Origin of the sequence: Streptacidiphilus carbonis, assembly GCF_000787775.1 — a bacterium.
GTDB classification, from domain to species: Bacteria; Actinomycetota; Actinomycetes; order Streptomycetales; family Streptomycetaceae; genus Streptacidiphilus; species Streptacidiphilus carbonis.
The window spans coordinates 85,105-100,179 of the sequence record NZ_BBPM01000001.1; the positions used below are offsets into that span (position 1 = coordinate 85,105).

Sequence of the window (15,075 nt, forward strand, 5' to 3'; positions counted from 1 at the left end):
CCGGTAACGCGACCGTTGCTGAACGGGAGCCAACTCTCTCGGCGGACTGCTGTCAAGACTTTGTTAGGACATAAATTCATCTCGACGTAACGACACCGTAGTGCCATGCTGTACGCAGGGTCTAGACGTTCGAATGTAATGACAAAGTATTGACATGCTTCCCCCTGCGGGGCTAGACCTGGCACAGCCGGACGCGCAGCCCCGGCCCGTGACGGATCACGAGGAGCCCTGCCCATGACCGAGCCGTACGACCTGATCACGATGGGCCGGATCGGGGTCGACCTGTACCCGCTGCGGACCGGCGTGCCGCTCGCGCAGGTCGAGACCTTCGCGAAGTTCCTGGGCGGTTCGGCGACCAATGTCGCGGTCGCCGCCGCACGGCTGGGCCGTAGGACCGCGGTGATCAGCAGGACCGGTGCCGATCCGTTCGGCGCCTACATCCACCAGGCGCTCCAGGAGTTCGGCGTCGACGATCGCTGGGTGACCCCGGTCGCCCGCTACCTGACGCCGGTCACCTTCTGCGAGATCTTCCCGCCGGACGACTTCCCGCTGTACTTCTACCGCCGGCCCAAGGCACCCGATCTGGAGATCCACCCCGGCGAGCTCGACCTGGACGCCGTCCGCGGCAGCCGGATCTTCTGGATGACCGGCACCGGCCTGTCCGAGGAGCCCAGCCGCTCGGCCACCCTCGCAGCCCTGGAATCCCGTGCGAGGAGCGGCACCACCGTCTTCGACCTCGACTGGCGGCCGATGTTCTGGGCCGATCCGGCCGAGGCCCGCGCCCACTACGCCGAGGCACTGAAGTACACCACCGTCGCCGTCGGCAACCTCGACGAGTGCGAGGTCGCCACCGGTGTCCGTGAGCCGCGTGCCTGCGCGGAGGCACTGCTGGACGCCGGCGTCGAGATGGCCGTGGTCAAGCAGGGGCCCAAGGGCGTCCTCGCCGTGCACCGCGACGGCTCCAGCGCCGAGGTCCCGCCCGTCCCGGTCGAGGTGGTCAACGGACTCGGCGCCGGCGACGCCTTCGGCGGCGCCCTGTGCCACGGCCTGCTGGCCGGCTGGGACCTGGAGCCCGTCATGCGCTACGCCAACGCCGCCGGAGCCATCGTGGCCTCCGCCCTCGCCTGCTCCTCGGCCATGCCGACCGAGTCCGAGGTCGAAGCCGTCCTCGCCCGCGGCTGACCGGCCCCGGCCGGCGGACCAGCCGCACGCAAATCCATGAAAGTGAGCCTCTCTTGAGCATCAGCATCAGCGACCTCGTCAAAGTGCGCACCCAGCATCCCGAGGCCGTGGCCGAAGCCGCGGCGCGCCGGGCGCGCCGCCCCCTGATCGGGCCGAGCGGACGGTTGATGATCGTTGCCGCCGACCACCCCGCCCGCGGCGCCCTCGCGGTCGGCGACCAGAGGCTCGCCATGGCCAACCGGGCCGACCTGCTGGAGCGGCTGTGCGTCGCGCTGTCGCGGCCCGGCGTCGACGGCGTGCTCGCCACCGCCGACATCCTCGACGACCTGCTGCTGCTCGGCGCGCTCGAAAACAAGGTCGTGCTGGGCTCGCTCAACCGCGGCGGCCTGGCCGGCGCCTCCTTCGAGTTGGACGACCGGTTCACCGGCCACCGGCCCCAGGACCTCGCGCGGCTCAACTTCGACGCCGGCAAGCTCCTGCTGCGCATCGACTACGACGATCCGGGCTCCGTGACCACCATGCTGTCCGCGGCCCGCGCCGTCGACGAGATGGCCGAGCGACGGCTCCCGCTCTTCGTCGAGCCGTTCATCTCCCGCCGCGTCGACGGAAAGGTGGTGAACGACCTGAGCGCCGAGGTGGTCACCAGGTCCATCGCCATCGCCTCCGGCCTGGGCGGCACCTCCGCCTACACCTGGCTGAAGGTGCCGGTGACCGACGACCCCGACGACATGGCCGCGGTCATGGAGACCTCCACCCTTCCCTCGGTCCTGCTCGGCGGCGAGGTCAACGGGGACCAGGAGGGCGCGTACGAGAAGTGGCGCAAGGCGCTGCGACTGCCCACCGTCCAGGGGATGATGGTGGGCCGCTCGCTGCTCTACCCGGCGGACGGCAGCGTCGAGAACGCTGTCGACACCGCCGTGGGCCTGCTGTGACAGGCGTCGACGACAAGGGGGCCGCACCCGTGGGCGGTACCGGACTCCACTTCCCGGCGGGCGGGGCCGCACGCGGTCCGTACGCCGTGGACATCGACCCCCCGCGCGCCGGCTGGGGCTTCTCCTCGCTCCGCGTGCTCGAACTGCCGCCGGGCGGCCGGCACGGCTTCGACACCCGCGACAGCGAATGGATCGTGCTGCCCCTGGCCGGCTCCTGCAGCGTCACCGCGGACGGGGAGACCTTCCGGCTGCACGGGCGCCGCAGCGTCTTCGACGGGGTGACGGACTTCGCGTACGTGCCGCGCGACGCCCACGTGTCCGTCGTGTCCGAGGCCGGCGGACGGTTCGCGCTGACCGGCGCCCGCTGCACCGCGCGCCTGCCCGCGCGCTACGGGCCGGCGTCCGAGGTGCCGGTCGAACTGCGCGGCGCCGGCAACTGCTCCCGCCAGGTCAACAACTTCGCCGCGGCGGGCGCCTTCGAGACCGGGAAGCTGATCGCCGTCGAGGTCCTCACCCCTGGCGGCAACTGGTCCTCGTACCCGCCGCACAAGCACGACGAGTTCCGCCCGGGGGAGGAGTCCGAGCTGGAGGAGATCTACTACTTCGAGATCGCGCCCTCGCACGCGACGGCGGGCCTCGGCTACCAGCGGGTCACCCCCTCCGGCCACGGCCGCGGCACGGACCTGCTCGCCGAGGTCCGCACCGGCGACACGGTACTGATCCCGGACGGCTGGCACGGCCCGTCGGTCGCCGCTCCCGGCCACGACATGTACTACCTCAATGTGATGGCCGGTCCGGGCGACGACCGGGCCTGGCTGATCTGCGACCACCCCGACCACGCCTGGGTCCGGGCCGACTGGGCCGGCCAGGCCCTCGACCCGCGGCTGCCGTTCCGCACCGCGCCCGAAGGGGGCACCCCATGACCGGATCCACCCGGCGGCTCACCGTCGCCCAGGCCCTGGTGGAGTTCCTCGCCCACCAGTACACCGAGCGCGACGGCCGGCGCCGGCGGCTGATCAACGCCTGCTGGGGGATCTTCGGCCACGGCAACGTGGCCGGCCTCGGCCAGGCGCTGCTGGAGTGCGGCCGGACCACCATGCCGTACCTGCAGGGCCGCAACGAGCAGGCCATGGTGCACGCGGCGGTCGGCTACGCCCGGCAGTCCGACCGGCTGTCCACCCACGCCGTCACCACCTCCATCGGCCCCGGGGCGACCAACCTGGTCACCGGCGCCGCGCTCGCCACCGTCAACCGGTTGCCGGTGCTGCTGCTGCCCGGCGACGCCTTCGCCACCCGTCCGGCCGAACCGGTGCTGCAGCAGCTGGAACACCCCTCGGCGGGCGATGTGTCGGTCAACGACGCGCTGCGGCCGGTGTCGCGGTACTTCGACCGGGTGGTGCGTCCCGAGATGCTGGTCCCGGCCGCCCTCCAGGCGATGCGGGTGCTCACCGACCCGGTCGAGACCGGCGCGGTCACCCTGGCGATGCCGCAGGACGTCCAGGCCGAGGCGTTCGACTGGCCCGAGGAGTTCTTCGCCGACCGGGTCTGGCACGTCCGCCGCCCGGCGCCGGACGCCGCCGAGCTGGCCGAGGCCGCCCGCGCCGTCCGGGCCGCCCGCCGCCCGCTGATCATCGCGGGCGGCGGGGTCCACCACAGCGAGGCCGAGGACGCGCTGAAGGCGCTGGTCGAGGCGACGGGCATCCCGGTGGGCTCGACCCAGGCGGGCAAGGGCTCGCTGCGCTACGACCACCCGGCGGACCTAGGCGGCGTCGGCCACACCGGCACCGCCGTCGCGGACGAGCTGGCCCGCACCGCCGACCTGGTCATCGGCGTCGGCACCCGCTACAGCGACTTCACCACCGCCTCCAGCACGCTGTTCGCCGGCCCCGGCGTCCGCTTCGTCAACCTCAACGTCGCGGCCTTCGACGCGCACAAGCTCAGCGCACGCCCACTGGTCGCCGACGCGCGGGCGGGACTCACGGCACTCACCGAGGCGCTCGCCGGCCACCGCGTGGACCAGGCCTACGAGGCCGAGTACCGTGCCGGCAAGGCGCGTTGGGAACGGATCGTCGACGCGGCCTACGCCGCGGCGGACCAGGACGCCCGTCCGACCCAGACCCAGGTGCTCGGCGCGCTCGACTCCGTGGTCGGCGACCTGGACGTGGTCGTCAACGCGGCCGGCTCCCTCCCCGGCGACCTGCACAAGCTGTGGCGGGCGCGCTCGCCGCGCCAGTACCACCTGGAGTACGGCTACTCCTGCATGGGCTACGAGATCCCGGCCGGCCTCGGCGTGCGGCTCGCCGCTCCCGACAGACCGGTCTGGTCACTGGTCGGCGACGGAACCTATCTGATGATGCCGACCGAGATCGTCACCGCCGTGCAGGAGGGGATCAACGTCAACCTGGTCCTCATCCAGAACCACGGCTACGCCTCGATCGGCGGCCTCTCCGAGGAGACCGGCGCCGAACGCTTCGGCACCGCCTACCGCTACCGGACCGACGACGGCACGTACAGCGGCGCCCCGCTCCCGGTGGACCTGGCCGCCAACGTCGCCAGCCTCGGCATGGACGTGATCCGCGCCGGCACCGTACGGGAGTTGCGCGCCGCGCTGGTCACCGCCCGCGAGTCGGACCGGCCCACGTGCGTCTACGTCGAGACCGACCCGACCGGCACCGCCCCGGCCGCGCAGGCCTGGTGGGACGTGCCGGTGGCGCAGACCGCCACCCGCCCGGCCGCCGTCAAGGCCCGCGAGGAATACGAACGGCGGGTCGCCGACCGCCGCCGCCACCTCTGATCCCACAGCCGAACCACCCACTCGGAAAGGCACGTTGATTCCCATGAAGACCATCGACCACTGGATCGGCGGCAAGCCGGTCGAGGGGGGCTCCGGCAACTGGGGGCCGGTGTTCGACCCGGCCACCGGCGAGCAGGCCAAGCGGGTCGCGCTCGCCTCCGTCGAGGAGGTGGACCAGGCCGTCGCCGCCGCCGCGGCCGCGGCCGCCGACTGGGGCACTCTCTCGCTCGCCAGGCGTACCGGCGTCCTGTTCAAGTACCGCGAGCTGCTGGACGCGCATCGCGACGAGCTCGCCGAGCTGATCACCGCGGAGCACGGCAAGGTGCACTCCGACGCGCTCGGCGAGGTCGCGCGCGGACTGGAGATCGTAGAACTGGCCTGCGGCATACCGCAGCTGCTCAAGGGCGAGCTGTCCACCCAGGTCTCCACCCGGGTCGACGTGAGCTCCATCCGGCAGCCGGTCGGCGTGGTCGCCGGCATCACCCCGTTCAACTTCCCGGCCATGGTGCCGATGTGGATGTTCCCGTTGGCCATCGCCTGCGGCAACACCTTCGTGCTGAAGCCGAGCGAGAAGGTGCCGTCCACTGCCTACCGGCTCGCCGAACTGGCGTCGGAGGCCGGGCTGCCGGAGGGCGTGCTCAACGTCGTCAACGGTGACCGGGTCGCCGTCGAGCGGCTGCTGGAGCACCCGGACGTCGACGCGATCAGCTTCGTCGGCTCCACCCCGATCGCGCGCCACATCTTCACCACCGGCACGGCCAACGGCAAGCGGGTGCAGGCCCTCGGCGGCGCCAAGAACCACATGCTGGTGCTTCCCGACGCCGACCTGGACCTGGCCGCGGACTCCGCCGTGAACGCCGCGTACGGCTCGGCCGGCGAGCGCTGCATGGCCGTGTCGGTGGTCGTCGCGGTCGGCGCGACCGGCGACGAGCTGGTCGCCAGGATCGCCGAGCGGGCCAGGGCCGTCAGGATCGGCCCGGGCGACGACCCGGCGTCCGAGATGGGCCCGCTGATCACCAGGGAGCACCGGGACAAGGTCGCCGGCTATGTGTCCGGCGCGGCCGCACAGGGCGCCGAGGTCGTCGTGGACGGCACCGGCCTGGTCGTCGAGGGTCATGAGCGGGGCCACTTCCTCGGCGTCAGCCTGCTCGACCGGGTGCCCGTCGGGAGCGACGCCTACCAGGACGAGATCTTCGGCCCGGTGCTGTGCGTGGTCCGGGCCGAGACGTACGAGGAGGCCCTCCGGCTGGTCAACAGCTCCCGCTGGGGCAACGGCACGGCGATCTTCACCCGCGACGGCGGCGCCGCCCGCCGCTTCCAGCTGGAGGTCCAGGCGGGCATGGTCGGCGTCAATGTGCCGATCCCGGTGCCGGTGGGCTACCACTCCTTCGGCGGCTGGAAGGAGTCGCTCTTCGGCGACCACCACATCTACGGCAGCGACGGCGTGCACTTCTACACCCGGGGCAAGGTCGTGACCACCCGCTGGCCGGATCCCTCCGACGGCGGGATCAACCTGGGCTTCCCCAGCAATCACTGAAGCAGAAATAGTCCTATTTGTTAGGACAATGTAATGTCAGACTTTCCTGTCACGGCAACAGCCGGATACTCTCCTCACGTGTCCAAACCTGAGTCCGCGTCCCTCGACTTCGTGGTGGACCGGTCCAGCCCAGTGCCGCTCTACTACCAGCTCGCGCTGCAGCTGGAGAGCGCCATCGAGCACGGCCGGCTCTCACCGGGCAGCCTGCTCGGCAACGAGATCGAGCTGGCCGGGCGGCTCGGACTGTCCCGCCCCACGGTCCGCCAGGCGATCCAGTCACTGGTCGACAAGGGGCTGCTGGTCCGCCGCCGCGGCATCGGCACCCAGGTGGTGCACAGCCAGATCAAGCGGCCCCTCGAACTGAGCAGCCTCTACGACGACCTGCTGGAGGCCGGCCAGAGCCCGGCCACCAGGGTTCTGCGCAACGACACCGAACCCTCCTCGGCCGAGGTCGCCGCCGCCCTGGGCCTCGCGGAGGGCGCCGAGGTGATCGTCATCGAGCGGCTGCGCTCCGCCCACGGCGAGCCGATGGCCCGCCTGCGCAACTACCTGCCGCCGGGCCTGCTGCAGTTGGAGACGGCGCAGCTGGAGGCCACCGGCCTGTACCGGCTGATGCGCAGCGCCGGGATCACCCTGCACAGCGCCCGCCAGACCATCGGCGCCCGCAGCGCCACCACGGACGAGGGGGCTCAGCTCGACGAGTGCGAGGGCGCCGCGCTGCTGACCATGCAGCGCACCACGTACGACGACACCGGCCGAGCGGTGGAGTACGGCTCCCACATCTACCGGGCCTCGCGCTACGCCTTCGACTTCCAGCTCCTCGTACGGTCCTGAAGCCCGCGCGCGTGGGGACGCGGGGCCGATGGGGGACACCGTCCGACCTGACCCCGTGTCAGGCCCGGACGCTTCCTGCGGTGAGCCCGCCGACGACGAAGCGCTGGAGGACGGCGAAGAGGCAGACCACGGGAAGGCTGACGATCGTGGCCGTGGCCATCAGCGGCCCCCAGGAGGTGCCGTAGGCGCCGACGAAACTGTTGAGCACGACAGTCACCGGCTGCACCTCGGGCCTCTTGGCGAGGGTGAGTCCGAAGATGAACTCGCCCCAGCCCAGCAGGAACGAGAGGCCGGCCACCGCGATCAGGCCGGGCACCATCACCGGTAGGACGACGCGCAGCAGGACGCCGGGCCGCCCGCAGCCGTCCACCAGGGCGGCCTCCTCCAGCTCCACCGGGACGCCCTGCAGCAGGGGGCGCAGCACGATCACCGCGAAGGGCAGGGTGAGGGTGGTGTCCGCGGCGATGAGGCCGAGGTAGGTGTTGTCCAGCCCGACCCGGTGTTCGAGGATGAACAGCGGGGCGGCCAGCACGATGCTGGGCAGCAGTTGGGCGATCAGCAGGGCCAGCACCATGGTGCCGGAGCCGCGCATCCGGAGCCGGGCGAGAGCGTAGCTGAGCGGGACGGCCAGCAGCAGGGTGAGCAGGACCACGCCGCAGGAGATCACCAGGCTGTTGGCGAGCGCCCGGGCCAGTGCGCCGTCGGCGAAGGCCGCGGTGTAGTTCACCGTGGTGACCGGTGCGGGGACCCACTGCGGGTGCGCGACCAGGATCCGGTCCGGCTGCTTGAGGCTGGTGGCGGCCATCCAGTAGGCGGGCAGCAGGAACGCCGCGGTGATCGCTGCGGCGGTCGCGGTGAGCAGCCAGGGACGGCGGGGCGGTTTCATGCCGCCTCCCCCTCACGTGCCTCCCGGCGCAGCCGGCGTACGTAGAGCGCGGCCGCGAGCAGCGGCACGGCGAGCAGCAGCAGACCCGCGGCGGCGCCCCGGCCGAAGCGGAAGGACGTGAAGAAGACCTGGTAGACGTACAGGGACAGCACGTCGGTGGCGTCCACCGGGCCGCCGCCGGTCATCACGAAGACGAGGTCGAAGACCTTGAACGTGTAGATGAGGCCGAGCAGCAGCACCGTCACCGAGACCGGCCGCATCAGCGGGAGGGTGATCCGGCGGAAGCGCTGCCACGCGTTCGCGCCGTCCAGGGCGGCGGCCTCGTGCAGCTCCGGGTCGATTCCGTGCAGCCCCACCAGGAGCAGCAGCATGTTGAAGGGGACGCCGACCCAGACGTTGGCGAGGATGACGCCGCCGAGCGCGGTGGCCGGGTCGTTGAGCCAGTCGTGGGACAGCGCGCCCATGCCGGTCGACCGCAGCAGGGCGTTGTACGCGCCGGAGTCGCCGTCGAGCATCCACTTGAAGAGGGTGCCGCTGACCACCGGGGGCAGCAGCCAGGCCATCAGCAGCAGGGACCGCAGCAGGCCGTTGAGCGGGAACGGCCGGGCGAAGAGCAGGGCCAGCGCGAAGCCCAGGGTGAACTGGAACAGCAGCGATCCGGCGGTGAACACCGCCGACAGCCGCACCGCGTGCCAGAAGGCGGGATCGGCCGCGGTCGCCCGGTAGTTGGCGAGCCCGTTGAAGGGTTCCGGCCCGCCGAGCAGGCCGCTCAGGCCCACGTCGTGGACGGAGATCCAGGCGTTGTAGAGCAGCGGGTAGGCAAGGAGCAGGGCGAGGAAGGCGAGGCCAGGGAAGGAGAAGAGGTAGCCGGTGCGCCGTCGGCGTGCGGCGTGCGGGCCGGTGTCGCCCGGACGACCGGGCCTCACGTCCGTCCCAGCGCTGTGCTGATCTTGACGGCGGCCGCCGCCGCGGCCGCGGCCGGGGTGGCGGAGCCGGTGAGCACCGCCTGTTCGGCCAGGGCGATGGCCTGCGAGGCGTCGGCGTAGTGCGCCCCGTAGATCCGCGGCCGGGCGAGGGCCAGCTGGCCGATGAAGAGCTCCAGGGCGGGGTCCGACGCCCAGGTGCCGGTGCGGGCCAGGTCGTCGCGGGCGGGGAGGTCCCCGAACGACTCCAGGTACGGCACCAGAACCGACGGCTTCTGGGTGTACTCCAGAGCTTCCCAGGCCTGGTCCAGGTGCTTGCTTCCCGCCGTCAGCACCCAGTTCTCCCCGCCCAGGCAGGTGGCGGACGTCCGGTCGGAGGGCAGCGCGACGACGTTCCACTCCAGGTCGGACTTCCTCAGGGTCGGGATCTGCCACGGGCCGTTGATCTGCATGGCGGCGCGCCCGCTGAGGAACTGGGCGTTGACGTCCTGCTGGGTCCAGCCGACGCAGCTGCGGGAGAGGGAGCCCTTGGTGGCCAGGTCGTCGAGGAAGGCCAGCGCGGTGGCGCCGTAGGTGGAGAACGTGCTGAGGTCGCCGCCGGACTGCCACAGGAACGGCAGGAACTGGAAGACGCCCTCCTCGGTCCTGATCGCGCTCAGCGCCAGCCCGAACCGGTCCCCGCTGGTCAGCCGCTGCGCCGCGGCCGCCAGCTCACCCCAGGTGGTGGGGGGTTTCACGCCGGCCGCGCGCAGCATCGTGGTGTTGTAGTAGAGGGCGAGGCAGTTGCTGTTGTTGGGGATTCCCAGGGTCTTCCCGCCGACCTGGCAGCTGGCCCAGGGGCCGTGGGAGTACTTGTCGGCCTGGCCCCAGGTCTTCACCCGGTCGGTGAGGTCGGCCAGCAGGCCGCTGCCGCCCAGGGCGTTCATGGAGACGTTGTCGATGATGGCGATGTCCGGCAGGTCACCGGAGACCGCGGCCAGGGTGAGCGCGTTGCCGAGGTCGGCGAAGGGGTAGGTCCGACGCTGGATCCGCACCCCGGGGACGTTGGCCTCGATGCCTGCGATGAGCGTTTTCATGCCGGCCTGGAAGTTCGGCGCGGTGAAGTAGTCCCACCAGGTGAGGGTGGTCGTGCTCGGCCGGCCGCCCTGGTGGTTCGAGCCGCAGGACGCACTGGCCGCACCCAGGCCGACGGCAGCCGCCGCTGAGCCCGCAGTACGCAGGAAGTCACGGCGGTTGAAGGTGCGGGACATCAGAAATCCTCTCCGAATTCACCGAGATTCCCGAGATCCTGGTGATCCCCGGGGTTCCCGAGCAGGTCGAACTCCCCGGACCCTGCTCCGGACAGCTGACGCCTCGGTCCGGTACTGGCGCGAAGGGAGATCAGCGGCTTCAACAGGACGTGCCGGGGCTGGGCGTCCGGCGAGGCGAGCCGTTCCAGCATCAGGTCGACGGCGACCCGGGTCATCTCCTCGGCGGGGATGTCGGCCGCGGTGAACGGCGGGCTCACCCGCTCGGCCCAGCGCCCGGCGGCCACCCCGACGACCGAGAAGTCGCGCGGCACGGCGCGGCCGGTGCGGGTCAGTCCGAGCAGCAGGCCGCCCAGGGCCGCCTCGTTCGTGGTGACCACCGCCGTCGTCGCCGGGTCGTCCCGCAGGATCTGCTCCAGGCAGGCCTCCCCGGCCGAAGCGTCGTCGTCGCAGTGGTACGCCTGCCCGGTGAGCCCGGACTCGGCGATGGAGCTGGTGAATCCTTCGAGCCCGCGGTGCGCGAAGCCGTACCCGATCCGGAACAGCTGTTCGGACCGGTTGACGAAGGCGATGCGGCGGTGGCCGAGGTCGGCGAGGTGCTGCACGCAGCCGGCCGCCAGGGCGGCGAAATCCAGGTCCACCCATCCCGACTCGTCGGCCTGGTGCGTCCTGCCGATGGTGACGAAGGGGAAGGCGTCCTCCGCGAGACGGGCGACCCGGTCGTCGGCCAGCCGGATCTCCATGAGGATCACGCCGTCCACCCGGCGCTCGCCGATCATGCGCCGGAACGAGGGGACGTCGGCCGTGTCGCCGGGGGAGAGCAGCAGATCGTAGTCGTGCCTCGCGGCAGCCTCGGCGACTCCGCCGATGAAGTCGAGTTGCATCGCGGTGTAGTTGCGTCCGGCCCGTGGGTAGACCAGTCCGAGCGTGTGCTTCGCCATGGTCAGCCGACCGGGAGGGACTGTTCGGCCCAGATCGTCTTGCCGGTGGGGGTCTGCCGGGTGCCCCAGCCCTGGGTGAACTGGGCGACCATGTGCAGCCCCCGGCCGCCCTCGTCGTAGGTGCGGGCCCGGCGCAGGTGCGGGGTGGCGCTGTTGGCGTCGGAGACCTCGCAGATCAGCGTACGGTCGCGGATCAGCCGCAGCCCGATCGGGACGCCCCCGTACCGGATGGCGTTGGTGACCAGCTCGCTCACCACCAGCTCGGTGATGTACGCGGACTCCTCCAGCCCCCAGGCGGTGAGCTGGCGGCATGCCTGCGCGCGGGCGTCGGCGACGATCGCGGGGTTGGCGGGCAGCGCCCAGGTGGCGACCTGGTCGGCGTGCAGCACGCGGGTACGCGCGAGGAGCAGCGCGACGTCGTCGACCGGGTTGTCGGGGAGCACCGCCTTCAGCACGGCGTCGCAGGTGGCCTCCAGTGTCGGACCCGGGGTGGCCAGGGCCTGGCACAGCAGGTCGAGACCGGTGCCGATGTCGCGCTCCCGGCTCTCGATCAGGCCGTCGGTGCAGAAGGCGAGCAGGCTGCCTTCGGGCAGCTCCAGCTCGGCCGCCTCGAACGGCAGGCCGCCGACGCCCAGCGGGGGGCCGGGGGAGAGCCGGACCACGCCGACCGTGCCGTCGGGCAGCAGCACGACCGGCGGCGGATGGCCGGCGCTGGCGAGGGTGCAGCTGCGGGAGACCGGGTCGTAGACCGCGTACAGGCAGGTGGCGCCCAGGTCGCCGGTGAGGTCGGCGTCGTCCGAGGTGAGGTGGTTGACCAGGTCGTCCAGGTGGGTCAGCAGTTCGTCCGGCGGCAGATCGACGTCGCCGAGGGTGCGGACCGCCATGCGGAGCCGCCCCATGGTGGCGGAGGCGTGGATGCCGTGGCCGACGACGTCGCCGACCACCAGGGCCACCCGGGTGCCGGACAGCGGGATCACGTCGAACCAGTCGCCGCCCACCCCGGCCCGGCCACCGGCCGGCAGATAGCGGAACGCGACCTCGACGGCGGCCTGTCCGGACAGCCCCTGCGGCAGCAGGCTGCGCTGCAGGGTGAGCGCGGTGGTGTGCTCACGGGTGTAGCGGCGGGCGTTGTCGACGCCGACGGCGGCCCGGCGGGCCAGCTCCTCGGCGAGCAGCAGGTCGTCCTGCTCGAACGGCTCCGAATCCCCCAGCCGGGCGAAGACGGCCACTCCGAGGGTGATCCCGCGGGCCTGCAGCGGGACCGACATGACCGAGTGGAAGCCGTAGTCCCGGACGGTGCTGCTCCTCGAGTCGTGGTGCGCGAGCCACTCGACGACATCGGGGTCCGCGGTGCTGCTCAGCAGCGGCCTGCCCGTCGCCAGGCAGCGCGCGGGCGGCGAGTACCCGGGGTAGGTGTCCACCTGGCCCAGGCCGATGGCCGCCTCCGGAGCACCCTCGGTCGCCGACAGGTGGGCGACCCGGCGCAGCACCACGTCCGCGTCGACCGGGCCGGCGACCGGCTCCTCGCCCTGGAGCACGGAGTCGAGCAGATCGATGCTGATGAAGTCGCTGAGCCGCGGTACGGCCAGTTCGGCCAGCTCCTGCGCGGTGCGCACCACGTCCAGGGTGGTGCCGATCCGCATGCCCGCCTCGTTCAGCAGCGCCAGCCGCTGCCGGGCCGAGTCCTGTCCGTCCGGCCCGCACACATGGCCTGCGGAGACGACGAACGCCTGGACCCCGCCGTCCCGGTCCAGCGACGGGTACGCGTGCAGTGCGGTCTCGACGCGTCGGCCGTCCCGGTGCCGGAGCGCGGCCGAACCGCTCCACTCCTTCGCCCGGCCCCACTCCTTTGCCCCGCCCCGTTCCTGCGAACCGGACGGGGAGCGGCCGTCCGAGTCTCCCGACTCCTGGTCGGCGAGCAGTTCGGCCGCGGCCCGCCCAACGGCCTCCGCCGCGGAGTAGCCGAGCAGTCGCCGGGCCCCCTCGCTCCACCCGGTCACGATCCCCTGGAGGCTGACGGTGGCCGTGGCTGCAGGGGAAACGGCCTCTCCGTTCTCCATACTCTCCAGAATGCGCGTCGCGTAAGAATCGGACAAATTGTGCTATGTCACCCGGGTGACGTCCATTTGACCCCGCCGCCGCCGTGCTACAGCGGGGGTGTCGTTGCGCCGTGCTCCCGCAGGAACTCGATGGTCTGCGTCAGCGTCAGCTCTGTTCCGCCGGCACCCGGGCCCGTGCACCGCGCGTACCGGAAGCCGCCGTCGTGCCAGAACACCGCGTGCACCGTGTGGTCCGGCAGGGACAGCACCAGGCGGTCCCGGTCACGGACCACCTGCCACCCGAACACGCGGGCCCGCGCGTCCAGGTACTGCGTGTCGTGACTGGGCGGTACCTCCGGCGCGGCCATCCCTGGATCCTGCCAGCCGCCCCGCCGCGACCGTCCGAAGGCACGCCCGCACATCGCCCGGTCGGACGAACCGCCCCGGCCCTCCGGCGGCTCGGCGGGAGCAGGCTCGGATCAGGCCAGGCCGAACCAGCCCAGCACGGTCTGCAGGAGCAGGATCGTGGACATCGCTCCGACGGCGACCACGACCACGGTGGCGGCGATGCGGTAGCGGGGACTGTTGGCGGCGTCGCCCAGGACGCTGCGGCGGTTGGTGAGGATGAGCAGGTAGACCAGGACCACCGGGCTGATCAGGCCCTGCAGGACCTGGGTGCCGATGAGGAGTTTGATGACGTCGACCGGGGTCATGGCGACAGTGGCGCCCAGGGCGATCTGGGCGGTGAACAGCCCCAGGAACAGGGGCGCGTCCCGGAAGCTGCGGGAGACCGAGCGTTCCACCCCGGCCGCCTCGCCGATCGCGTAGCTGGCCGAGAGCGGGACGACCGCTCCGGCCAGGGCGGAGGCGCCGATCAGGCCCAGGGCGAAGAGGAGTTCGGCGCTCTGCCCGGCGACGGGCCTGAGGGCCGAGGCGGCCTGGGCGGCGGACTGCAGCGGTCCGGTGCCCCCGATGGCGGAGGCGGTGGCGATGATGATGGTGATGCTGATGACGCAGGCGAACAGGGCGCCCAGCACGGCGTCGGCCCGGATCAGCGGGTAGTCCTGGGGTTTGGCGCCGCGGTCGACCACGCCGGCGGCGGCGTAGAACTGCATGTAGGGGCTGACGGTGGTGCCGATCAGGGCCACGCCGAGCAGGATGAACGCCTTGTCGGGCTGGACGTGCGGGATGACCAGGTGGGTTCCGACCTGGGCCCAGTGCGGTCGGCCCAGGATCATCGCGAGGGGGTAGGCGAAGAACACCAGTGACATCAGCAGGAAGATGCGCTCGGCGTAGCGGTAGGAGCCGAACAGGACCAGGGACCACAGCATCAGCGCGGCCGGGGGGATGACGGCCCATTTGGGCACGCCGAGCAGTTCGAAGGCGGCGCCGATGCCGGCGAACTCGCTGACGACCAGTCCGGTGTTGGCCAGCAGCAGGCAGAACAGCGCCAGCGCGGTCAGACGCAGGCTGAACTGCTCGCGGATCAGCGCGCCCAGGCCCTTTCCGGTGTGGGCGCCGAGGCGGACCGCCATCTCCTGGACCATCACCAGCGCGACGGTGACCAGGACCATGAAGAAAAGGGTCCCGTAGGTGTACTGGGAGCCGGCGGTGGCGTAGGTGGCGATGCCGGCGGCGTCGTTGCCGGCGTTGGCCGCCACCAGGCCGGGTCCGGCGATCGCCGCGACCACGGCGAGGCGTCCCCAGCGGCGGCGCGGCCGGGGGCCGGCGGGGGCCAGCGCGCCGGGGTCCTGCGGGAC

At 72.0% G+C, this 15,075-nt stretch carries 13 protein-coding genes; 6 read left to right on the forward strand and 7 right to left on the reverse strand.

Going from position 1 to position 15,075, the window contains the following annotated elements; all coding sequences use genetic code 11:
• The first annotated feature begins 234 nt into the window (after nucleotides 1-234).
• The 6 genes from iolC (at nucleotide 235) to TR46_RS00455 (ending at nucleotide 7,279) form a co-directional block, all read left to right on the forward strand.
• The gene (iolC, locus tag TR46_RS00430) at nucleotides 235-1,182 is read left to right on the forward strand and encodes a 5-dehydro-2-deoxygluconokinase (RefSeq protein ID WP_042391771.1); all 948 of its coding nucleotides are present in this window, start codon (nucleotides 235-237) and stop codon (nucleotides 1,180-1,182) included.
• Between the two features lie 53 nt (nucleotides 1,183-1,235).
• On the forward strand, nucleotides 1,236-2,114 hold the full coding sequence (locus TR46_RS00435) for a Cgl0159 family (beta/alpha)8-fold protein (RefSeq protein ID WP_042391773.1): 879 nt from the start codon (nucleotides 1,236-1,238) through the stop codon (nucleotides 2,112-2,114).
• 29 nt (nucleotides 2,115-2,143) lie between these two features.
• Nucleotides 2,144-3,037: a 5-deoxy-glucuronate isomerase gene (gene iolB, locus TR46_RS00440; protein WP_042392165.1), complete on the forward strand. Its 894-nt coding sequence runs from the start codon at nucleotides 2,144-2,146 to the stop codon at nucleotides 3,035-3,037.
• The gene (gene iolD / locus TR46_RS00445; protein ID WP_042391776.1) at nucleotides 3,034-4,908 is read left to right on the forward strand and encodes a 3D-(3,5/4)-trihydroxycyclohexane-1,2-dione acylhydrolase (decyclizing); all 1,875 of its coding nucleotides are present in this window, start codon (nucleotides 3,034-3,036) and stop codon (nucleotides 4,906-4,908) included. Before iolB ends, iolD begins: the two co-directional genes overlap by 4 nt.
• Before the next feature lie 43 nt (nucleotides 4,909-4,951).
• Nucleotides 4,952-6,445, forward strand: coding sequence for a CoA-acylating methylmalonate-semialdehyde dehydrogenase (locus TR46_RS00450; protein WP_042391778.1), 1,494 nt, complete (start codon nucleotides 4,952-4,954; stop codon nucleotides 6,443-6,445).
• 78 nt (nucleotides 6,446-6,523) lie between these two features.
• On the forward strand, nucleotides 6,524-7,279 hold the full coding sequence (locus tag TR46_RS00455; RefSeq protein WP_042391782.1) for a GntR family transcriptional regulator: 756 nt from the start codon (nucleotides 6,524-6,526) through the stop codon (nucleotides 7,277-7,279).
• A gap of 58 nt (nucleotides 7,280-7,337) precedes the next feature.
• Here TR46_RS00455 and TR46_RS00460 read toward each other — a convergent pair whose 3' ends face one another.
• The 7 genes from TR46_RS00460 to TR46_RS00490 all read right to left on the reverse strand — a co-directional run.
• Nucleotides 7,338-8,165: a carbohydrate ABC transporter permease gene (locus TR46_RS00460; RefSeq protein WP_042391784.1), complete on the reverse strand. Its 828-nt coding sequence runs from the start codon at nucleotides 8,163-8,165 to the stop codon at nucleotides 7,338-7,340.
• Complete coding sequence (locus TR46_RS00465; protein WP_042391787.1) at nucleotides 8,162-9,091, reverse strand: carbohydrate ABC transporter permease; 930 nt, start codon at nucleotides 9,089-9,091, stop codon at nucleotides 8,162-8,164. The genes TR46_RS00460 and TR46_RS00465 overlap by 4 nt, the downstream gene beginning before the upstream one ends.
• On the reverse strand, nucleotides 9,088-10,338 hold the full coding sequence (locus tag TR46_RS00470) for an ABC transporter substrate-binding protein (protein ID WP_042391789.1): 1,251 nt from the start codon (nucleotides 10,336-10,338) through the stop codon (nucleotides 9,088-9,090). The genes TR46_RS00465 and TR46_RS00470 overlap by 4 nt, the downstream gene beginning before the upstream one ends.
• Nucleotides 10,338-11,276: a LacI family DNA-binding transcriptional regulator gene (locus tag TR46_RS00475; protein ID WP_052432463.1), complete on the reverse strand. Its 939-nt coding sequence runs from the start codon at nucleotides 11,274-11,276 to the stop codon at nucleotides 10,338-10,340. The genes TR46_RS00470 and TR46_RS00475 overlap by 1 nt, the downstream gene beginning before the upstream one ends.
• 2 nt (nucleotides 11,277-11,278) lie before the next feature.
• Nucleotides 11,279-13,336 (reverse strand): ATP-binding SpoIIE family protein phosphatase, encoded by a 2,058-nt coding sequence (locus tag TR46_RS00480; RefSeq protein ID WP_042391790.1) that lies wholly within the window; start codon nucleotides 13,334-13,336, stop codon nucleotides 11,279-11,281.
• A gap of 86 nt (nucleotides 13,337-13,422) precedes the next feature.
• A complete protein-coding gene (locus TR46_RS00485; RefSeq protein WP_042391792.1) occupies nucleotides 13,423-13,683 on the reverse strand; it encodes a hypothetical protein in 261 nt (86 codons plus the stop codon).
• Nucleotides 13,684-13,794: 111 nt separating this feature from the next.
• On the reverse strand, nucleotides 13,795-15,075 hold a 1,281-nt coding region (locus tag TR46_RS00490; RefSeq protein ID WP_369405971.1), incomplete at its 5' end, for an NRAMP family divalent metal transporter.

Coding starts and splice junctions, on each gene's coding strand:
- TR46_RS00475 (WP_052432463.1), bottom strand. CDS start 11,276: ATGGCGAAGCACACGCTCGGACTGGTCTACCCACGGGCCGGACGCAAC.
- iolC (WP_042391771.1), top strand. CDS start 235: ATGACCGAGCCGTACGACCTGATCACGATGGGCCGGATCGGGGTCGAC.
- TR46_RS00450 (WP_042391778.1), top strand. CDS start 4,952: ATGAAGACCATCGACCACTGGATCGGCGGCAAGCCGGTCGAGGGGGGC.
- TR46_RS00470 (WP_042391789.1), bottom strand. CDS start 10,338: ATGTCCCGCACCTTCAACCGCCGTGACTTCCTGCGTACTGCGGGCTCA.
- TR46_RS00460 (WP_042391784.1), bottom strand. CDS start 8,165: ATGAAACCGCCCCGCCGTCCCTGGCTGCTCACCGCGACCGCCGCAGCG.
- iolD (WP_042391776.1), top strand. CDS start 3,034: ATGACCGGATCCACCCGGCGGCTCACCGTCGCCCAGGCCCTGGTGGAG.
- TR46_RS00480 (WP_042391790.1), bottom strand. CDS start 13,336: ATGGAGAACGGAGAGGCCGTTTCCCCTGCAGCCACGGCCACCGTCAGC.
- TR46_RS00485 (WP_042391792.1), bottom strand. CDS start 13,683: ATGGCCGCGCCGGAGGTACCGCCCAGTCACGACACGCAGTACCTGGAC.